A 20,490-nucleotide genomic window follows, 5' to 3' on the forward strand; every position below is an offset into this window, starting at 1 on the left:
GGCATGAGAAGACACCTTGTGATTTCATCACTCCTGATCGCTGCCGCCTCTTGTCCGAGCCAGAGCAGTGCTCAATCGGCCAATGAAAATAGCGCGCAGGAGGTCGCCGAAACGGAAAAGGCGCGATCAGAGGCTCGCAAAGCGGCAGCCGACGCACGAAAGGCTGAAATCGAGGCCGAGATTGCCCTCGAGAAGGCTCGCTTTTCGTTTTTGCCGCAGTCGCCAGCAGAAGGAAAAGTGACCCTCGGAGATGGGGCAGGCAAAGCGGAAGCCGCGATGCTGACGACAAGCGCTATCCGCAAAGCCGCAGAAGAAATCGTAAAGAAGGCGAAGCCGCCTGCGAAAACAATCCTCATCGCTGGCAGCGACCAGTTCGACCTATCCGCGTTGCTGACCTTCCGGGCCGAAGCAATGGGCGTGGAAGCGCAATTGAAAAGCGCCTTAGCCGTCGGCGATCTTGCGTCATGCACAGACGGAACCATCGGAGTCGAAATTGTCGGTGCGGGCGTTAGTACGCTCATAACAGGCGTCGCCGGTATGCTGCGAACCGACACCGAACTACGGGGCATAAAGACCGAGCTCGATGCTCAACTTCTCGCGCGGGCCATTGCCGCCATCGAGCCTGGATTGGTAATACCAAAGTATCGGATTAACCCTGCCGTCAGCAAGAATAACAGCGTCCTGTGCCAATTAAATCGCCTCGACCTGGCACGTGGCACAGCGCAGGCGAAGCTCACGGCGGCGCCTCCTCCCTCGGCCGACAGTAAGGCACGCCTGGAAGGCGCCATCAAGCGGTTCGACGACTTTTATCAGAGCTGGACGAAGCCCGGGGAGGGTGGAACGGTTCGTCTTGCCGCCGCTATTGCTCAAGCAGAATTTCTCGGCGCAGACACTCGCGTCTTGCGCGTCCATCTCGACAGCCAAGGCGGGAGCTTGCTCACGCGCAGAAACCTCTGGACGGCTCTGGGGGCAAAGGCGATCGCTGTCTCGGGAGGTGTGGTTGCCAGCTTCACCCTGGACGACCCGGCAACCGGAGCAATCGAAAAGAGCGGCGTATATATTTGCGGTACTACGCTTACCGATTTCCGGAAAGTCCAGAAACTCAAAGGTCTGGAGGCATTCTGCGAGCCCACAGAGCCCACTGATCCCGCCGAACCGAAGGGAGGACAAGTTGCCGAGTGAAGCAGTGCTAGGGCAAGAGTTGCTCGATGAGCGTCGCACGGAAACCCGTCGGTACAAATTGCGCTTCCCCACGCGCGAAGCGCTTGAGGCATCGCTTGCGATCGAGGCGGTTGGGGGCGCCGTTGCCGTCGCCCTGCCCGAGCGCCGCGTTATCAGTCTTGATGTGCCTGCCGCGCAAGTCTCATTTATGGCGGAGAGCTTTGAGGCCGCTCGTCAGCACTATGGTGCCGAGATTGTCGAAGACTATCGTTACTCGCTCGAACAACTGGATTTCTATAATCCGTTGGCCTTCGCTCCCGAAGGCGAAGCGCAGCAATCGCTCGATGACGTCATCGAAGCGATTGGGGCCCCGCAAGCGTGGAGCCACTCTCGTGGAGAGGGTGTGGTCATAGCGATCGTCGACACCGGTATCGATGGTCTGCGTCCCGAATTTCCTCATTACAAGCGGCATCCGCGCTCTTGGGCAGCCAATGGTGAAGACCCCTGGACCGACTGGCAAGGGCATGGAAGCATGTGCGCGGCTATCGCGGCCGGTACCCGCAGTCAGGGCGGTGAGTTCGACGGGGTCGCGCCCGATGCGATGATTATGTCGTGTCGCACGCACTTCTACGATACCGAACTCGCGGCCATTTATGATGAGCTGACTTCGCTCGCTCGTGAAGGTGCCACTGTCATCGCGAGCAACAGCTTTGGTGTTCAGAGCGGGAGCCCGCCACCCGTCCCCGCCGACAGCGACTTCATCCCGGCGCTCGATGATGCGATCGCCGCAGGTGTTATCGTCTGCTTCAGCGCAGGCAATTATCACCATTTGGCAGGAGGAACTCCGGATGGCCACGAGCCGAACTCGATCTGGCTCCACAAGGGCCGTTCGGATCTATTGACGGTGGGTGCGGCCAAGCCAGACGGATCTATGTGGTATTATTCGAGCCGCGGGCCTGGCCAGTTTCCGGGACAGCCCCTTACGTCACCCAAACCCGATCTTGTTGGGATCACGCCCCCCTTCGGGCGCGTTGTCTATGGCAGCAATGTTTCCGTGTTGAAGGACGGATGGGGTACCAGTGGTTGTTGTCCCCAAGCCGCAGGTTTGATCGCTTTGCTGCAGTCGAAGCGCCACGCGGAGGATGAGCCGCCGCTCAGCCGAGACCAACTGTTTGATGTCATTCGCAAATCGTCTGTGAGTTTGGGCCATCACGGTCATTCTCAAGGCGCCGGACGTCTTGATTGCGAGGCGGCGGTCAATCGGATATAAGGCCCCAATGGATGCGTTAACCTTACGCTCAAAATTCGCCGCTACGATGGTGGGCGGAGACTGTCATGCGTTATAAGATCAAAGCGCCTTCATTGGTCAGCTTTCGCAAGGCTGAGAAAATCGCCCGTGCCGATACGCAGGTCTTTGTGGCGCTAACAGCGCGACGCGTCCTGTCGGTTGGCGATCTATCTGAGAGTGCACGCCTCCAGTTGATCGACTTGGGCGCAACCATTCTGCCGGATACGCAGTATAGTCTTGCATCATAACGCTTTTCGTCATTGCCGTCCCGCCAGGGAGATCGGGCCTAACTGAGCTGCCCGGAGTGCACGAGATACGGCAGTTTCTGTCATCGAAGCTGAGTTTGTCACCGCGGATGACATGGCGGAAGCCCCGATGATATCGGCGATCCAAATGTCGGATGGTCCTTAGCCTTCCCGCCTGATCAAAATCGAAATGGCGTAGTTCGGCATCGCGCTCACCCCGCTGTCCGTGGAACGAACAACAATACCATCAGCGGGCTCCTCATATGGGATTGATCCGATCGATTCGACACGGAACGGCTTGTCTTCCAGCCAGTCGGAATAGTCGAGGCGCATGGCATGAGCGACCTGATCGATGTCGATCGCACAAGCCCGAACCACGAGATGAAGGGCGCCACCGGGCCGCAATCGTTCGCCTGCGATGGCGAGCGCTCTGTTCTCAATCAAGGTACGGTGCTCAGCGTCACTCTTGATCTTGAAGTGTCGCACGATCTCTGTCGCGCTCCGTGCCTTGTGCACGCCGCTGAACCATAGGGTCAGCGCATCCAACGGTCCCAACGTGTCGAGAACTCGCTCAACCTCTGGGTCTTGAACGACGACATCCGATTGAATCAGCGTGATGCCGTTCGATCCGATTTGCACGGTACCACGATAGGTCGATACGTATCGACCGCCTGTCACAATCTCGTCGCGCCCCCGCCGGATGTTCGAACGCGGCGCCTTAATCGCGAGCAAGCTTGCGGCTGCCTCCAGACACTCGGGATTCTCGTCAACCCCAATCAGATGGGCCGCCGCAGGGAAGGCGCTGCGCAGGGCTGCGAGGCCATGCCCGCGGCCACAGCCGACATCGAGCAATGCTCGCACATCGCCCGCCTGGGCTAAATGCTCGGCGAGCATGCCGTAGAGCCCCTGCTCCTGGTAGGCAGATGCATTGCCGGCCCATTCCTCGGCGTAGACAGTTCGGGCGATTGCGAGCATTTCCCCCTCGGGCGCATCGACGATGCGTTGGTGACAATCGCGATATCGTCTGCCGTTGCCGCATCCACAGGGGTCGTCGGGCCCAAGATGGTGTTCGGGGTTCATCGTGCCAGCATAAATTCAGACCAGAATTGGGGCAATCTTGGATTTTCAGTAGTGCTGAAATAGCGCAGACGATGGTTGACACTGGCGCCCGATCAAACGACTCCGCTGGTCGACAATCCCACCCGAGTTGCTTTCGATGACCGCATCTGTTCCTGCCCCCCTCAAAAGTTCCGCCGCGCGTGAGGCCGTCGATTCATTACGTGGCTATTCGTACCAAATACTGCGCAGCATCGAGGCGTGGATTGATCTCCAGGAGGGAGCGGTCCTTGTTCTGGAAGGCGCCGAAGATCTTGATGTCATTGAGGAGACTGGTGCCGCCACAGTTGAGCAAATCAAGGATACCTCGGGTTCCGGTAACGTCACGTTGCGGTCGGGAAGCGTCCTCGAAGCCATCGGAAATTTCTGGGACCATCTCGGACGAAACCACGGCGTTGCGATCCAGTTCAGGTTCCTCACGACGTCCGGAATAGGACGCGAGAAGAACCAGCCATTCGGGTTCGATACTCCCGGGCTCGAAGCGTGGCAACGTATCCAGTTGGCTCCAACCGACCCCAAATCGCTCGAAATGGCGGCGGGAATAAAAGCCTTTCTGATGAGCAATGAAACGCTCAGCGAACCCTTCAGGCTGTGGCTCACCAACGCGTCGACGGAAGAATTCATCACTCGCATCGTCCTGCCGATGCAGTGGGTCGCCGGCTGGCCCACATCGACCGACCTCTATGATAGTATCACCGCCAAGCTCGTCGAGTTGGGCGAGACGCGCGGCGTCGGTTCCGCCGATGCGGTCAAGGCGCTCGACGCGCTGCACACCGAGGCGTGGCGCGTTGCAACGACCAAGGGCGGCCGCATGCTCAGGCGCGGCGATCTTCTCAGGATATTCGACCAGGCGGGCACGACTGCTGTTCCGAACAGTCAGCTGCTAGCGCTTCTCGGGGTTGTCACTGGCGCTCATGCCGGCACCACTGCCGTGGCGGTGGCCCCCGAGGCCTTCTCGCCGCCCCCAAGAGCAATAGCCGGACGGCACGCACGTCCCGAGTTCGAGGCTTCCATTCGTGAAGCGCTCGATACAGGAACCGTCCTCATTCATGGCGGTACCGGCATGGGCAAGACCGCCCTCGCGCTCGCGGTAATCGGGAACCCTGACCAGTGCGCATGGCTGGACCTGCGCGACACACCGACACCCGCCGCAACCTCGCGTATCGATGCTCTCGCCGCCCGGCTTGCCGAGACAGGCCGCGCATATGACGTCGTCTTGGACGACCTGCCCGCCGACGGCGACGCCCGCTCGCTTGAAGGCGCACTCGGCCGGCTGCGTGCTGTTCAGGACCGTCTCGCTGGCAAGCTGCTGGTGACATTCTCTGACCGCCTGCCAACCCGACTAGCAACTCAGCTCACCCTTGGACCAGATCATGTTTTCGCGGCTCCCGCGTTCGAGATCGAGGATATAGTCGGCTATCTGGCCGCCTGCGGCTGTCCGACCGCTCACGTCGAGACATGGGCGAAGCTTATCCACGCCTCCACGAGCGGACATCCTCAGCTTGTGGACGCCCGCGTCTCGGCCCTCACCGACGACGGGTTTCCCAAGCCTGACATATCTGAACTGCTGGTTGTGTCGGAGGGTGTACTCGATGTCCGATCCGAAGCACGTCGGCTGGTCGCCGCGCGGCCGGCAGACGACCGCGAACTCCTGGCCCGGACTAGCCTTCTTCTCGGAAGGGCGTCGCGGGAGAGGCTGATGACGATCGCGCAGATACGGCCATCCATCCTTGAACCTGGAGATGTTATCGACCGGCTCACCGGGCCTTGGCTCGAGCGCCTGGAGAGTGACAATCTCCGGGCGTCACCCTTGCTCCGCAATCTGGGCGTCGACACGCGCGGACAGGAGTGGGCCACCGGCATGCACCGGGAAATTGCAAACTCCTTTCTGGGGGGCGGCACGTTGCTCGCCACTGACATTTTCGAGATCGCGACCCATGCGATGCTGGGCGGCAGTGCCGCCGCCCTTATCTCGATCTTGCCCGGCCTCCTTCAGGCATCGCCCGAAGTATGGGAGCAGGTCGCTCAGACTGCCTCGATGCTGATCTACATGGGTCTTGATGGTGCCACGCTGCCTTTTTCCGACCCGGTAGACACAGCTGCGTTCCGCATCCTGCAGGTTCGGATTGCAATCGAGATGGGCGATCACGCCCGCGCATCTGACATCGTGGCGCAGGCTCTCGAAGAATTTGACGCTGCGGACAAGTCCGCCGTCCCGGGGCCGGGGCTGTTCGAGGTCGTATTCCTTTGGCAGGTCCTGCAGCGGCCGGGAAATGCTTCGCTCGAGGAGCTCCTTCGTCTCTCGCTCAGGCTTGTGAAGGCCGGTGCACGGACGACGGAGGTTCTCCGCAAGGCGGTGCCGCCAGCCGACCTGGATGCCGACGACCTGCATTTCCCCGATCTCTCGGCCTTCGTGCCCATGACGCTCGCTCCTGCGATCTCCGATGTCGAAGACTTCGCCAAGCTGCTGGATTTGATGGAAAGGCTGGACGAGGCCGACCGTGTCACCGCGCTCGGTGGCTACGCCGCCGATAGTGAGGCCGCCGCTCTTGCCCTCGATCGGATATGGCTCGGCGAAGCGTCGCGTCCCGATCCTCGCTGGCCGGAACTCGAACGCGAACTCAAGCGCGCGATAGCCCTCGCCGATGAGCTGTCGATCACGCAGCTCGGTGCGGCAGCCGCACCGCTCCTGATCCGCGTGATCGACGAAAACCTCAAGCAGCCCGAGGCGGCTCTGGCGCTTGCCGATGCTATGATCACCGATGTCGCTCGACCCGCACGGGTGCTGACAGCCAAGGCGAAGGTCTTGTGGCGAAGGGGGGAAGCCGCCCAGGCTCTGCCACTCTATGAGGAAGCGCTTCCGACCTTCCCGCTGGGCCTATCCTGGAAGACCGACGCACTGCGCGAAGCCGCAATGGCCGCCAGCAAGGTGAAGGACTGGCCGCTCGCCGCTCGCCGTCTCACCGAAGCCGTCGCAAGCCTCTCCGAAGACGAACCACTCGTACGGCACGTCGGATTTCGGTTCGATCTGGCGATCGCATTGCATCTCTCGTCCAGAACGAGAGAGGCCGTCAACCGACTGGGCGAGGCGATCGACCTGCTTGTCGACGATGGTCAGGAGACACCGCCGGAGCCGCTGCTCTCCGTCCGGCAGGTCGGCTCCCAGGCGATTAAATCCATCGGTTTCTCGCTCGGGTTGAAGGGGCTGGTCGGGGATCCGCAGATGCCGCTCGAGAGGCTTTTCGGTTCGACGAGCAGCCTTGAAGAGCTGCTTTGGGGAGATCAGCAGCCGGCGCCGCTTGACGTGGTGGCCCTGGTCATGGCCGATCTTGACGTCCAGCTTCCCGAATATCCGCAAATCGCCGAGAGGCTGGCGCGAAGGCTTCGTGAATCGCCTGATCTCCTTGCCCAGAGCACACAGGGTGATCTTTTGACGAAGCTCGCCGTCCGCACACTCGATGTCACTAGCGGGGCTGATGATGCGATCCGCGAAGTTCGCGCTCTGGGTTTTGCGGTTGCTGAGAGGGATGCAGGCCGTGACACGGCGGGTCAGAGATTCTCGTCGGCTTCAATCGTAGTCGAGCCGCGGTGGCAGGAGCTCGTCAAGTACCGGCTCCTCGCCCGCATCGTTGCGATGATCGCGGCGGGACGGGCGAACGCCATCCCGATCGATATCTGGCGAGCGGCCGCCGAAAAGGAGCAGCTGAGCGACGTCCTTGCAATGGTGGACGATCTTGGACGGATGATCGACGGATCTGAGGATGCATCACGCCGCATTATGGGCGGCAACATCAATTGGAATGGCCATCTGCTGGCAGCCTTGATGGCACCTGTCCAACGCCCGATCAGCCCGGAGCAGCAGTTGGTCTGTCATGCCGTCGCAGCGCGATATCTCAGTCAGGCGAAGCTTGGAGAGTTCTGCGCGCAGCCCTTTTCGTCCCTTGTAACCGAGGCATGGCTGGACCGCTGCGACAGCCCGGCCCAGCTTGTGACACCGCGCTTGACGGTTCCCGCAATCCAACGCGCAGTCACCAGTACGGCTACAGGTTGGCCGCGTGTTGTAGCAGTGCTGGAAGAAGCCAAGCATGCTGTATCGGCTTCAGCAGCATTGTCCGTGAATGAAGCGCTCCACGAGCTCCGGAAGGCCGTGGTCACTTGAGGCTGTTGCCGACGGGAATTTCGACACTGCGCCAGATGGCGGGTTTCCTGTCTTCTATCGTGATGCAAATCGGGACGATCTCATCGGTCATATAGCGTCGGGATCCTTAGCTGAAAGGACCAACGGTAAGCGTGATCAGGAAGCGGCGATCGATTAACTGTCGCGAGATTTGGCGTCGGCGTAGGCTGCTCTTCCTAGTGCCCGGCGCTTGGCGAGGATCGCCATCCGTGCGTTGACCTCGTCGGGGCTAGTATCGGCGGGATCGAATATGGCGCCATACCATTGGACCATGGACGCGCGCTCAGGATGGCGCGGCTTCGCCATAGCCTTAAGAAATTCTTCAAACCCCGGCGTGCCGCCGACATCTTCGGGCGGGGCTCGCCGTTCACCATCGACGAACCGCGGATAGTCCGTCGCGGGAATTGCTGACGTCACCTCTTCGATCTCCACACGATGGCGCCAATTATCCCCGAAGTCATAAGTGTAGGTGAAGCTGGTGACGCCGCACTCGACGAGCTTGCCGATACGCATATTGGCGGCGTCGCGGGTGCGGATCATGAAAGCATCATCATCGTCGAAGCGGATGCCATAGGCGGCATCGCCAATCTCGAACCGAAACAGATGGTAGTTCTCGAAGAGCATGCAGGCTTGGATCGCAAGATGCAGCGTCTTTAGGCTGTTGGTCACGGGCAGCTCGACACGGCGCCAGATGGCTGGCTTCATGTCTTCGAGCGTGATGCGAATCCGGGCGATTTGATCAGTCATATTGCTATCGAGCCAACCTTAGTCGAAGAATGCAGGCTTTGTCGTATCGGTGGCATAGGCAAAGGCGGCGTGAATGTCGGCCTCGATCGTCCGCCCTCTCGACAAGGGCGGCAAATCGTCGATCCCGAAGAAACGCGCCTCGATGGTTTCGAGACCCGGTTCGGGAAGCGCGTTATCAGTCCGGTCGCAGAGGAAAAACATTTTGTAAAAGTCGCGGACGTCGGCGGGATAGCCTGAACTGGCTTTGTGTCGAACGCCGAAGAGGCGCCGGGCTGAAACCTTCAACCCTGCCTCTTCTCTCATCTCCTTCTCGATATTGCGAGCAGGGGAGAGACCAACGTCGGCAAAGCCGCCCGGGAGCGTCCACAATCCATCGCACTCCTCGCGCACGAGAAGTATCATGTTCTCCTCGACGAGCGCCCCACGCACGTCCACCTTGGGCGTCGCATATCCACGCGCAAAATCCGGTATGAGGTCTGAGATGCGTTCGATCGGGACATCACCGAGAGCGGACAGCATTTCGTTGGCGATCGTGGCGATCTCTTCATATCGTTCCCGGTCGAACCGATCACGCGTGAAGTGAAGCCCCGTCGAAGCGATGCTCTGAAGCCGTTTCCCGTAGGTGAGCCATTGTGGTTCCAAGGACCGGTCCCCTTTTCTCCGCTAGGCAGAAATCTTGGCTAGGCTAGCGCCAACATGCCGAGCAGACAACGCCAAGTTGTGGAGCATTTCGGCAGATGTCTGCGTTCTCGACAATTCTCACGCGGAGCAGCGATGTTGGCTGGGGAGGGGCGCCTCCCTTCGGGATCGCCGCTCTATCTCCGCTTCGCTTCGACCGAGCCCCGTTCCGGGTCTCGTCCGTTCCGGCAACGATCGGCTGGCGGGGCACGGCGCTGACCCTATGCCTTCGCTTCGGCCTCCAGCGCGGCGATCCGTGCCGAGCAGATCTCATGAACGCGCTGACCGAGGGTCTCAACGCGACCCGACAGCCAGTCCAGCTCCTCGCGCGAAATCTTGTAGTGACGCGAATAGCGCGCCTTCCGATAGGCGTCCTTGAGCTTCTGGTACATCGCGCGCTCCGCGCGGGTGCCGCGGGGCCAGGCATCGTACAGATGGCGATCCAGCTGTTCGGCCATTTCCCGCAGGAACAGGATATTGTGGTCGTAGGGCGTGTAGAATTTGAGGACCAATAGCAGGCCCTGATAGAGGTTTTCGACGACCTGATGGAGGAGGAAGGCCGCTTCCTTATTGTATTCTTTCTCGACCGCTGTCCGGTAAAGATCGAAAAATCGTGTCGCATCGCCCATGTATTCCTCGAAATAGTCCTGCGCTGCCTGCAGGGCCATCTCGGGCGTCTTCGGCTTTGGCTTGCCAAGCTCCTTGTCGTCCGACTGGTAGAGGATGACGCCATCCTTCACGATCTCCATGAAGAAGACGCGGCCATGGGCGAGCGCGTCATTCACTTCCTGAAGCGAATGGACGATGAAATTCGCCGGCGTCTTGATCACCTTCTCGAGCAGATAGGCGTCGCTGATTCGGCGCTCGGCATCCTCCCAATAGGTCGCGCGGTCTGCGAGCTCATTCTGGTTGACGATGACGAGGATGTCATAGTCCGAGCGATACTGGTTGGCGTCCTGCGGCGCCTCGACCCAATCGCCGCGGGCATAGGAGCCGAACAGGATGACCTTGAGAATCCTGCCGTTGCGGCGCGCGCCAACGGCATTCTCCGTCGCGGCGCGCAAGCCCTGAAACAATATCTCGACGATAATATCCAGCTCGCGCTGCTTGCGATGCGGCAGGAAGTCGATCTCGGTACGCATCATGCGGTTCCGTGTGCGTTATAGGTGTGCTGCAGTCTCATCACCGGGCAACTTCGATGGCGACGCCGATTTCGAGATCCTTCCACGCCCGGTCCATGGTGATAGCCGTCGCCCCGAGGGAGTGTGCGAGTGCAAGGCAAGCCCGGTCGCCAAGCGAAAGGCCGGCGACCTTCGTGGATTGCCGCAGCTTGCCCATGAACACCGCACCATCCTTGTCCAAAATGCGTGTGTCGAGGTCGAGCAAGGCAATCAGTTCATCGATTTCGTTGTCGCCAAGCCCCCGATCTTGCAGCTTGCCCACAACTTCGGCCAGATTCACCGCGCTGATGCAGCCGGTGTCTAGATGCGCTTCGATCCGCTCCGCTCCAGGCTCTTCCTGAATCACGGCGAGAACGGCGGAGGCATCAAGCACATAATCAGTCACGCGCCGCCTCCGACCGGCGATCCGCGATCAATTCGTCGGCCAGCGAAGCGCTGGCCGGGACATGGTGGCGGACAAGAGCTCGCACACGGCCAAGCGCTGTCTGGAATGATCGGACGCGCAACTCTCCGTCGACAACCTCGAGGCGCACATCGTCCCCATCGGCGATCCCGAGCGCCTTACGCACGTCCGCCGGAATCTGAAGCCTGCCGCCCGACACGATACGAGCCTTGTGAACGCTCATGACGAAACCCCTAGACGATGTTCAAGGATGCCAACATTGTCGCTTAGCCGCAGCCTGTAGGCAAGCTAAAATAGTCCATATCTGGCCAATCATGTCTTAAACTTCCAAATTGGCACCATTAAGCCCCGACCGCCGGTTTGCGGATATGGCCTTCTTGCCCTATTAACAGAGATGTAGAGATGTCCGGATCAACCGCCTCGCGCGATGTTTCGGACCATAACGATCGAGTGTCGATCGAGGGGAGCGAGCGATGTTGCGCGCTAATGGTCCGTCCCATTCCGGTGGGGCGGCAACGCTGTGCCGTGGCGCGAGAGGGACCGTCGCGGGATGTCCGGCTCGCCAGGGTGCCGGGTGCTGTCGTGAGCGATGAGGCCGACTTCGAGCGCTGGTCGCGGTTGACGAGCAAGCACCGCGCCTGCCTCGACCCGCTGCTCGAACGAAAAACTTCGAAGGAGATCGCGCGCATGATCGGCCTGGCGAAGCCGACGGTCGACCAGCGCCTTACAAAGGCTCGATCCATCCTTGGTGTCGATACACGCGATCAGGCAGCAGTCGAATATGCGCGCCTCAAGAAAAAGTATGATCGGATCACATATGATCCAATGCACATTCCAGACAGCGCGGAAATCGTGCCATCTGACTTCGCGGAGGGAGACCCCTCGACCGTAATCCACCTGACCGACATGGCAGTCGCCGCTCGGAGCACGGATGGACCGGTGGAAGGGCTTTCTGATCCGCTCGGGCTCATCTGGAGACGGGATCATAAAGGTTTGGCGCGCCTCGCGCTCATGATGACAATGCTGGTCGCTTTGCTGCTTGTCGTTCATGCAAGTCTGGGAATTTCCGAGACTCTGACCCGGCTCGTCTCCGGCTGAACTTTTGAAAAGCAACGCCAACAAATGCTCGGAAGTCCTTCGCTTCCGGGGAAGGAGAAGTTATGCCTGAGAATCTCAATGCAATGACCCTGCGACTTCAGCAGGACGTTCCCCTTGCCGAAGCAAGCCTCGACAGCGCCCTCATCGCCGTCTCGACCCTTATGACGAGCGTCGTCACTGCCCGGCAGCGCGTTGGCGTGGCGCCCAAGACTGGCCAGGCATCGATCATGCGTCTCGCAAAGGCTCAGCTTTCGCTGGTCGAGGTAAGCGGTGACGTCTTGCGTGTCCATGGCGAGCTCGCGGACATCGCGCAGGAGACCGCGGGTCTCGATGTGCACCGATGCCCAAATCAGGCCAAAGCAACCGGCGCGCAGCTTGCCCTCGTCGCCTGAAACTTGACTGGGAGCCATCAGCATGATTTCGGGGAAGAATGTTGCGGATAGTCATATTCTTGATCTTGCTGCTGATGGCTTCGGCCTACGCGCTATGGAAGGGAGGGGGCCCCGAACGGATGATGGCGACAATCCTCCTGGGCATGCTCGTCGTCGACCAGCTGGTTCATCTTCTGATCCCTGCGCAGTTCGCGAGCGTCGATACCGCCCATCTGGCTCTCGACCTGATTGCGGCACTTTTGACCTTCATGTTGGCGATGACAGCACATCGCTTCTGGCCGATGGTGGCAGCTGTCCTGCAGACTTTGCCACTTCTGGCGCACTTCAGCCGGCTGGCGGACGTGGGGATGCATCCGATTGCCTATTTGACGATGCAGGTTGCTGCCTCCTGGCTTCTGCCGCCGCTCCTCGCCGCCGCAACCTGGAGGCATCAGACCCGGTTGCGGAGGAGCGGCAGCGATCAGTCCTGGCAGCCCTCATCGCTGCAGTCGCACCTTCCGAGAGTCTTCAGATAGCTGACCGGCTGCTCTGCGAATTCCGCAGCCTCGACCGCGTCCTGACACAGAAGCCCGAGGCTCTCCGGCGAACCCTGGGAGGCCGAGACAGCGTTGCGGCCCTCATATTCGCGGCACGCGCCGCCAGTGTCGAAGCACTACGCTCCAGCCTTATGGGCCGGACTATCACGCCGACTGATCCGAAACTCATTGCCTATCTCAAGACCTCGATGGGGAGCCTTCCCGAAGAAGTACTTCGGGTTCTGTTCCTCGACGGAGCCTGCCGTCTCATAACGGACGAGCAGCTGCAGCAGGGCAGCCTGGCCCAGCTCATCCTCTATCCACGCATCATATTCAAACGAGCATTGGAGCTCGATGCGGCATCGATTGTGCTTGTGCACAATCATCCCAGTGGTGATCCGACCCCAAGCGAAGCGGATATCTCGTCTACGGAAAGACTCGCGGCTCTCGCCAGCAACTTGGGAATCGAGCTCACCGAACACATCGTCGTCAGCCGATCGGGCCACGCTCTGATCGGACAGCGGCCACATGGTCGCGGCCTCCGGGAAATGGTCAAAAATCATCTTCTCCGGGATTCTGGTCGTTCGACCGGATTTCCCGATCGTGACCTGGCGCTGTCGAATGCACGGCGTACGGCACGTCGCCGGTTGCTCCGCAGGCATATTGTTGGATCAAAGAGATATTTGGGGGAGCCGGCTTGGGACATGCTGATCGATCTCTTCATTCAGCATTGCGAAGAGAAAAAGATCTCCACAGGCGATCTATGCGTTTCATCCCCATTGCCGCTGAGCACGGCTCTCCGCCTTGTTCAGCGAATGTGCGATGACGGCCTCATTCACAAAACAGCCGACGATACCGACGGGCGTCGACAGTTTGTCGAACTGAACCCTGACCTCGCGTGGCGTCTCCTTGCCTACTTTGGCACGCCCACGGATGACTGACGCCACACTGAGGCTGCAATGCCCGTCGTAAGGGAGTGAGAGAAGGGGAGGGGCTTTCGGGGCCAAGATTGGCCCGAAAGAGGAGACCCTTCCATGATCATCGAGACCGACCAGGCGCCTGCTGCGGCAGCGCGCCAATACGCTGCAGCGTGCCAGATTGCACAGTCGCTTCAGGATAATAATGCGCCGCTCCCGAGAAGCCTGGCGACGAAGGCAATGACCGCGGCATATGGCATCACCGCGGCCGACGGAACCTGGACGCAGCGCGATAGCTTCGTCGCGATTGAGGTCGGATCGGTACTCGCGCTCCGCTCGTTGATGCTTCCCGACACGCCAACCCGGATCGTCGAGGCGCTTGAGGAATTCGAGAAGCGGCTCCCCACGCAAACGGTCCGAAGCGAGGAGCAAATCTCGGCCCAGCATTTTTCCACTCCATTGGCGCTCGCATGGCTCGTGTCGCACCTCGCCGTGATCGGTGGCGACGATATCGTCCTTGAACCCAGCGCCGGGGTGGGAATGCTCGCCATGTGGGCGGAGCGCGCCAAAGCTCTCCATATCAATGAGCTCGACTCGGTCCGCGCAGGGTTGCTCCGGCACCTTTTTCCCGAAAGCAGCGTCACGTCATTTAACGCGGCGCAGATCAATCAGCACGTATCGGATACGCCGACCGTCGTGATCATGAATCCGCCGTTCGCCCGCAACGCCGCCGGCGCCGTGGACCCGTTCGCCGCTCACCGCCACTTCGCCGCGGCGCTTGCTGCACTTCAGCCCGGCGGCCGTATCGTCGCCATCATGCCGGACAGCTTCAAGCCCGGCGGAAAACACGGCTCGCTGTTCGATCGCGCAACTTCGGGCGCGAACATCCAGTTGATGCTCCGGCTCGACAAGGGCTTTGCAGGGAAGGGGACAGCCGTCGCCGTGCGGATTATCGTCGCCGACAAAGGACCCGCGAACAGACGTCCGCCATCGACAGTCAACAGGGCATCTGTGCGCAGCCTTCTTGAAGCCATTCGCGAAATCCCGCCTCGCTCGAACATTCCGCCAGCTCCCGTACCACCTACGCCGTGCGGATCGACAAGACCTGTGTCGCTATTCGGCGCATTCCGAGCAGTTCCAGCCAAGTCCTTCCCGCGGGCCGCGCGACCACTTCCGAGCTTCGAGTTCGCGACCGTCAACTATCGGGTTCGCGATCCCATTGCCGCAGCCCACGACGATACTGCGCTCTACGTTCCATGGCGCAGCCAGCGTCTCGAATTCGATAATCCTTCGGACCATCCGAGCCCGCTGGTCGAGTCCGCCGCGATGGCGGCCGTCGCGCTGCCGGCGCCGAACTATCGACCGCAGCTTCCCAAGCGGGTGCTCGACGACAAGATTTTGAGCACGGCCCAGCTCGAGACGATCGTCCATGCTCTCGCCGCGACGGAAATCGACCTCCCGGGCCGATATCGCCTGCCGGAGAAGGGCCTTGCTCTCGTTCCCCATCCCGAAGGCCAAAGTTACCGCCAAGGCTTCTTCCTTGGTGACGGAACCGGAGCAGGAAAGGGGCGTCAGATCGCCGGAATCATCATGGATCAATGGCTGCGCGGTAAAAGGCGCCATATCTGGTTGAGCGATAGCAGCGCCTTGATCGAAGATGCCCGTCGCGACTGGCAGGCGCTCGGTGGAACGCCGCTCGATATTCAACCCTTGGGCCGTGTCCGCGCGGGCGCGGGGATCGAGATCGGCGATTCCATCTTGTTCGCATCCTACGCCACCTTGCGGAGCGAAGCCGGTGGCGATCGCCGCCTTGATCAGATCCTGAATTGGCTCGGCGGCGAGTTCGACGGTTTGCTCCTGTTCGACGAAGCGCACGCCATGGGCGGGGTTGCCGGAGGAGAAGGGCGGTTCGGCGCGACATCGGGATCCCAGCAGGGCATTGCGGGCGTTGAACTTCAGAACCGCTTACCCCGCGCACGTGTCATCTATGCTTCCGCTACCGGCGCGTCCGATGTCAACAATCTGGCCTATGCGACCCGGCTTGGCCTCTGGGGCGAAGGCACAGCCTTTGTCGACCGGGAAGCATTCACCGCGCGTATTCGTGACGGCGGCGTCGCCGCAATGGAGCTTGTCGCGCGCGAACTGAAAGCAATGGGGGTCTATACCGCGCGCGCGCTTTCATACGCCGGCGTCGAATATGATATCCTCGAGCACGAGCTTACGCCCGCGCAGATCAAGGATTTCGACACCTATGCCGACGCTTGGGCTATCTTATGGCGAGCTGCGCATAAGATTGCTTATCGCGAGGAAGCGGTAATGCGGAGGAGCGCGGCGTAACCGGCGAATTCCCATGATAGTGTGCGCAGTTGCTGCGCATTATATTGGTTGCGAACCTCGGCGGTCCCTGGACCAGCTGAGGAGGCAATCATGTTGAAGTTGCATGACGAGTTGATCACCGAACTCTCGAATTCGCTCACCACACAGAATTACAATCCCGTGGTCGTGGCGAACCACCGTCTCTACGCCCGCGCGTTTCTCGATTATCTGGCCGAGTGCGATATACAGGTCGAGACTGTGACGCCGCAGCAGGTCGATCAGTATTTTGGCTATGCGGTTCAGGATTTTGAGATCCAGTACGGTCGGCCTCCCAGTGCGCGTTGGCACATGTTGCCCCGCACCGCGATCGCCAAGCTCCTCCGGCTTGCTCAAGGCAATTGGCCCCCGGACGCAGAAATGATCGGTCCCGATGACGAGCATCGACATGAAATTTGCCGCGAATACGAGGCATGGCTGCGCGAGGAGCGCGGTTTGGCAAGCGCGTCCATTGCGGCGCTGATGTGGGAGGCGCGAAACTTCCTGCGATGGCAGTTCGACCGGGCCGGTGCCGCCAGCCTCGAAACGTTGAGCATCGTGGACATCGATCTCTACATGGACATGCGCGCGCCTGGTTTACGGCGCAAATCATTGGCCGATGTCGCTGAGCGTCTCCGTTCGGTGGTTCGCCATCTGCATCGGACGGGTCGCATCCCGACCGATCTGACGCCACACATCATCGGCCCCATGCTCTATGCCTACGAAGATGTGCCGTCGACGCTGGAAAGGAGCCAAATCGCCGCGGTTCTGGCGACAACGCAGGAGGACAGATCGCCACGCGGACTACGCGATTATGCGATACTTCAGCTGCTTGCCACGTATGGGCTGCGCGAAGGTGAGATATGCCGCCTTCGGCTCGATGACGTGGACTGGCGCGCAGAATCCCTCCGGATCTGCCACACCAAGACCAACGCGTACTCGTACATGCCGCTAATGGTGACTGTTGGTGAAGCGCTGCTGGATTATCTGCGCCTTGGGCGGCCCCAGGTTGAAGTGCGGGAAATCTTCGTCCGATCCTGCGCACCCTATATCGCAATGACGAACCTGTACGGCATGATCCGCGGTCGGTTGGCCGCCGCAGGCGTAGTGCCAGCAGGAAAGCGGGGGCCGCATGTCTTCCGCCACGCACGTGCGGTCGAAATGCTGCGGGCATCGGTCCCGCAAAAGATCATCGGCGACGTGCTCGGGCATCGATCCACCGAATCCACCAATACTTATCTCAAACTGGCAACAGATGATCTCCGAGCCGTGGCACTCGAGGTGCCTGGAATGGAGGTGCTGTCATGAGCGCCTGGCACGATCCCGATCGCACCGTCGTCGACGCCTTCCTGGTAAAATCGCAGTTCCGGCCGGGAAGCGTACCGACATATCGCTGGTTCCTTTGCACCTTCGAAGATGTTGCCCGCCGGCATCCGGCGGTGGACCGGCAGATGCTCGACGCCTGGCTGAAGGAGATGCAAAAACGTTGGCGATTGTCGACGCTGCTCAATCAGGTCTGCATTGTCGACCGCTTCCTCGACCACCTCGTCGAAATCGGGCTGATCGCCGACAACCCTGTTGCTGCACTTCGCCGTCGGTACAACGTCAAGCAAAGCAAGCCGATCTGGCGGGCCTTGGCTTCCCCGAATCCCGACGAATCCTTGGCCGCGTTACGACGGCCTGCGCCCTTCGGCAGCGTGCTGGGTGACTTCATGCAAGACCATGTCATGCTGATGCGCAGCCGGGGATATCAATATGAAGCGCAGGCTCACTGGCTGCTGCGGTTCGATCGGTTCCTTCAGGCCCGTCCCGACCTCGCGGAGCAACCACTTGAGGCAATGATTGCGAGCTGGGCGGCTGCCAAGCCGACCCGCAACCACGCGGCTGAATGCCAGAAGCTGGCGCGCATCCTGACCAAGGCGCGGTTCCGCCTCGATCCGACTATCCCGCCAAAGCGCTTCAATCCCCGGCCAGAGCGGGAAGTAGCGCGGGAGCATCGGCAACCGCATATCTTCAGCCCGGCTGACGTTCGGCGTATGCTCGATACCGCACGGACTTATCCGTCGCCGGACGCTCCGCTGCGGCCGTTGACCCTCTACACCATGATCATGCTGGCCTATTGTGCCGGGCTACGGCGAAGCGAGCTGGCATGGCTCGATCTTGGTGACGTGGACCTGCAATCAAGCACGATCACGATCCGGGAAACGAAGTTCTACAAGACCAGGATCTTGCCTCTATCCGACAGTGTCGCGGTCGAACTGCGCGCGTACATCGATGCGAGGCGGCGCGCTGGCGGCCCACAGAACCCGAAATCAGGGCTGTTCTGGCATGCCCACTTAAATGACCGCTACAGGCCCGAGGCGGTTACGACAATGATTACCAACGTCATGCGCCGTGCTGGGCTCAAGCCCGCTTCGGGCCGGACCGGGCCGCGGGTCCATGACCTTCGTCACTCGATGGTGGTGAACCGCATCCTCCAGTGGTACCGGTCCGGCATTAACCCTCAGGAAAAACTGCACTTCCTCTCGACCTACATGGGGCACCGGGATCTCCACTCCACGCTGGTCTACATCACCGTCACGCAGGATCTGTTGCAGGAAGCCAGTGAACGGTTCCGCGCGCTCGGCGCCCCGTGCCTTGTCACGGAGGCGCGGCCATGAGGAAAGGCAATCCATTGCCCGCGTTGTTGCGGGCGTTCTTCCAGGAGTGGCTGGCCGAGCAGCGCAGCGCGTCAATCCACACGATCCGCTCTTATCGCGACACCTGGCGGCTGCTGCTTCGGTTCGTCGCGGAGCGAAAAGGCTGCGGGGTCGCGCGGCTGACGCTCACCGACGTCTCGGCCGGCGAGGTGCGCGCGTTCCTTCATCATACCGAGCATGGCCGCAAGACCACGATCGGCACGCGGAACTGCCGACTGGCCGCCATCCGCAGCTTCTTCAGCTTCGTGGCGGACAAGAATCCGGAATACATCGCGCAGTGCTCAGAGGTCCTGGCTGTTCCGTTGAAGCGGGAGCCCACCTCCGCGCCGTGCTACCTCGAGCCCGAGGAGGTCGAGGCCATCCTCGCCCAGCCCAACCGATCGACACTCGAAGGGCTGCGCGACCATGTACTGCTCTCGTTCCTCTATAACAGTGGCGCGCGAATCCAAGAGGCGCTTGACCTCTGTCCCGAAGCAATCCGGTTCGATGCACCGAACTTCGTGCGTCTTTACGGCAAGGGGCGCAAGGAACGCATCTGCCCGCTCTGGCCAGAAACCGTGGCATTGCTCAGGAAGCTACTGGAGCGACAGCCGCGTGCGCCCGATGAGCGGATCTTCGTCAATCGATACGGTGAACCGCTAGGGGCGTCAGGGGTGCGGTTCAAGCTCAACGCCTACGTGGAACAAGCCGCGAAATCGACGCTGACCCTCCAGTCAAAACACGTTACGCCTCACAGCTTCCGGCACGCGACCGCCGTCCACCTCGTTGCCGCCGGGGTCGATATCACCGTCATCCGCAGTTGGCTCGGGCACGTCAGTCTCGATACGACCAATCACTATGCTCAGGCCAATCTGGAGACCAAACGAAAGGCGCTGGAACAGGTTGGCGCCCCGGCGGCGAGCAACGTGCCACCTTCGTGGAAGCGAGATGCCAATCTGATGGGATGGCTCGACACCCTATAGAATAATGTGAAGGACGTGGCGAAATGTTCCGCAGCTTTGCAGGACTACGCCGCGTTCCTCCGCATTACCGCTTCCTCGCGATAAGCGATCATTCATCGAAATATGGAGGATGCACTTGCCGCAGCCGGTGTCGTTGATAGGCTGACCGGCTCCACGCTCAACGGACAAGCCTTGTCGGCCGCGAGATCGCGTTTCGAAAGTGCGAAACAGCGTTTCTTTTCCGCGCTCCTTCTCGCGATGAAATTGCCAAGCCTGCTACCCGCGATCGATGTCGCTCTGCAATCAGACCAAAGCGCCGTCATCCAGCTCGTGACGACAAGCGAAGCCCTGCTCTCGCGCCGCCTCGCCGATCTCGATGCCGCTGATCGGGCGGAGCTGGCGCTCGACCTGTCGCCCCGAGAGTACGTGTAATGTTGAGCTCAACATTAGATGTATTCTTTGCAGTCGCAGTTTATGTCGAGCGTGGCGGCGCGAGGCGCAGGTTTCCTTCGGTTTTCCATGATTTCACTCCAGATAATTACGGTTCCCTCGACCTGAACAAGTCGAAGGAACCACCATG

General features: G+C 60.6%; 20 protein-coding genes. 13 read left to right on the plus strand and 7 right to left on the minus strand.

Annotated features, from left to right (window positions below):
* The first annotated feature begins 3 nt into the window (after positions 1-3).
* The 3 genes from FG95_RS10855 to FG95_RS10870 all read left to right on the plus strand — a co-directional run bounded on the left by FG95_RS10855 (position 4) and on the right by FG95_RS10870 (position 2,697).
* Positions 4-1,182, plus strand: coding sequence for a hypothetical protein (locus tag FG95_RS10855; protein ID WP_037514253.1), 1,179 nt, complete (start codon positions 4-6; stop codon positions 1,180-1,182).
* Positions 1,172-2,431 (plus strand): S8 family peptidase, encoded by a 1,260-nt coding sequence (locus FG95_RS20230; protein ID WP_148309300.1) that lies wholly within the window; start codon positions 1,172-1,174, stop codon positions 2,429-2,431. The genes FG95_RS10855 and FG95_RS20230 overlap by 11 nt, the downstream gene beginning before the upstream one ends.
* Positions 2,432-2,496: 65 nt before the next feature.
* The gene (locus tag FG95_RS10870) at positions 2,497-2,697 is read left to right on the plus strand and encodes a hypothetical protein (RefSeq protein WP_037514248.1); all 201 of its coding nucleotides are present in this window, start codon (positions 2,497-2,499) and stop codon (positions 2,695-2,697) included.
* Positions 2,698-2,856: 159 nt separating this feature from the next.
* On the opposite strand, the gene FG95_RS10875 is transcribed toward FG95_RS10870, so the two are convergent.
* Positions 2,857-3,774, minus strand: a complete 918-nt coding sequence (locus FG95_RS10875) for a class I SAM-dependent methyltransferase (protein WP_040110193.1) — start codon at positions 3,772-3,774, stop codon at positions 2,857-2,859.
* A gap of 136 nt (positions 3,775-3,910) precedes the next feature.
* Between FG95_RS10875 and FG95_RS10880 the strand changes: the two genes are divergently transcribed.
* Positions 3,911-7,969 carry a hypothetical protein gene (locus tag FG95_RS10880; RefSeq protein WP_037555877.1) on the plus strand — a complete coding sequence of 1,353 codons (4,059 nt, stop codon included), beginning with the start codon at positions 3,911-3,913 and terminating at the stop codon, positions 7,967-7,969.
* Here FG95_RS10880 and FG95_RS21095 read toward each other — a convergent pair.
* From FG95_RS21095 to FG95_RS10905, 6 genes are all read right to left on the minus strand, one after another.
* Positions 7,962-8,060 carry a plasmid pRiA4b ORF-3 family protein gene (locus FG95_RS21095; protein WP_148309299.1) on the minus strand — a complete coding sequence of 33 codons (99 nt, stop codon included), beginning with the start codon at positions 8,058-8,060 and terminating at the stop codon, positions 7,962-7,964. The two genes, FG95_RS10880 and FG95_RS21095, sit on opposite strands and share 8 nt — an antisense overlap.
* Before the next feature lie 62 nt (positions 8,061-8,122).
* A complete protein-coding gene (locus tag FG95_RS10885; protein WP_037555878.1) occupies positions 8,123-8,734 on the minus strand; it encodes a plasmid pRiA4b ORF-3 family protein in 612 nt (203 codons plus the stop codon).
* Between the two features lie 18 nt (positions 8,735-8,752).
* Entirely contained in the window at positions 8,753-9,376 is a 624-nt protein-coding gene (locus tag FG95_RS10890; RefSeq protein WP_037555879.1) for an NUDIX hydrolase, read from the minus strand.
* 257 nt (positions 9,377-9,633) lie between these two features.
* Complete coding sequence (locus FG95_RS10895) at positions 9,634-10,554, minus strand: nucleotidyltransferase and HEPN domain-containing protein (RefSeq protein WP_037555892.1); 921 nt, start codon at positions 10,552-10,554, stop codon at positions 9,634-9,636.
* 40 nt (positions 10,555-10,594) lie between these two features.
* The gene (locus FG95_RS10900; RefSeq protein ID WP_037514234.1) at positions 10,595-10,978 is read right to left on the minus strand and encodes a type II toxin-antitoxin system VapC family toxin; all 384 of its coding nucleotides are present in this window, start codon (positions 10,976-10,978) and stop codon (positions 10,595-10,597) included.
* Positions 10,971-11,219 (minus strand): AbrB/MazE/SpoVT family DNA-binding domain-containing protein, encoded by a 249-nt coding sequence (locus FG95_RS10905; protein WP_037514232.1) that lies wholly within the window; start codon positions 11,217-11,219, stop codon positions 10,971-10,973. Before FG95_RS10905 ends, FG95_RS10900 begins: the two co-directional genes overlap by 8 nt.
* A gap of 359 nt (positions 11,220-11,578) precedes the next feature.
* Here FG95_RS10905 and FG95_RS10910 point away from each other — a divergent pair, with 359 nt between their 5' ends.
* From FG95_RS10910 to FG95_RS10950, 9 genes are all read left to right on the plus strand, one after another.
* The gene (locus tag FG95_RS10910) at positions 11,579-12,094 is read left to right on the plus strand and encodes a helix-turn-helix transcriptional regulator (RefSeq protein ID WP_037514260.1); all 516 of its coding nucleotides are present in this window, start codon (positions 11,579-11,581) and stop codon (positions 12,092-12,094) included.
* A gap of 62 nt (positions 12,095-12,156) precedes the next feature.
* Positions 12,157-12,486 carry a hypothetical protein gene (locus tag FG95_RS10915; RefSeq protein ID WP_037514230.1) on the plus strand — a complete coding sequence of 110 codons (330 nt, stop codon included), beginning with the start codon at positions 12,157-12,159 and terminating at the stop codon, positions 12,484-12,486.
* 59 nt (positions 12,487-12,545) lie between these two features.
* Positions 12,546-13,001: a hypothetical protein gene (locus tag FG95_RS20760; protein ID WP_160292469.1), complete on the plus strand. Its 456-nt coding sequence runs from the start codon at positions 12,546-12,548 to the stop codon at positions 12,999-13,001.
* 152 nt (positions 13,002-13,153) lie between these two features.
* Entirely contained in the window at positions 13,154-13,942 is a 789-nt protein-coding gene (locus FG95_RS20765) for a JAB domain-containing protein (protein WP_160292468.1), read from the plus strand.
* A 93-nt stretch (positions 13,943-14,035) separates the two neighbouring features.
* Positions 14,036-16,255: a strawberry notch family protein gene (locus FG95_RS10930; RefSeq protein WP_037555880.1), complete on the plus strand. Its 2,220-nt coding sequence runs from the start codon at positions 14,036-14,038 to the stop codon at positions 16,253-16,255.
* Between the two features lie 90 nt (positions 16,256-16,345).
* Positions 16,346-17,578 carry a site-specific integrase gene (locus tag FG95_RS10935; protein WP_007015824.1) on the plus strand — a complete coding sequence of 411 codons (1,233 nt, stop codon included), beginning with the start codon at positions 16,346-16,348 and terminating at the stop codon, positions 17,576-17,578.
* Positions 17,575-18,930 carry a tyrosine-type recombinase/integrase gene (locus FG95_RS10940; RefSeq protein WP_009823940.1) on the plus strand — a complete coding sequence of 452 codons (1,356 nt, stop codon included), beginning with the start codon at positions 17,575-17,577 and terminating at the stop codon, positions 18,928-18,930. The genes FG95_RS10935 and FG95_RS10940 overlap by 4 nt, the downstream gene beginning before the upstream one ends.
* Entirely contained in the window at positions 18,927-19,931 is a 1,005-nt protein-coding gene (locus tag FG95_RS10945; protein ID WP_009823939.1) for a site-specific integrase, read from the plus strand. The genes FG95_RS10940 and FG95_RS10945 overlap by 4 nt, the downstream gene beginning before the upstream one ends.
* 102 nt (positions 19,932-20,033) lie before the next feature.
* A complete protein-coding gene (locus tag FG95_RS10950) occupies positions 20,034-20,342 on the plus strand; it encodes a hypothetical protein (RefSeq protein ID WP_037555881.1) in 309 nt (102 codons plus the stop codon).
* Positions 20,343-20,490 lie beyond the last annotated feature (148 nt).

Origin of the sequence: Sphingopyxis sp. LC363 (genome assembly GCF_000756385.1) — a bacterium.
In the GTDB taxonomy this organism is placed as follows: domain Bacteria; phylum Pseudomonadota; class Alphaproteobacteria; order Sphingomonadales; family Sphingomonadaceae; genus Sphingopyxis.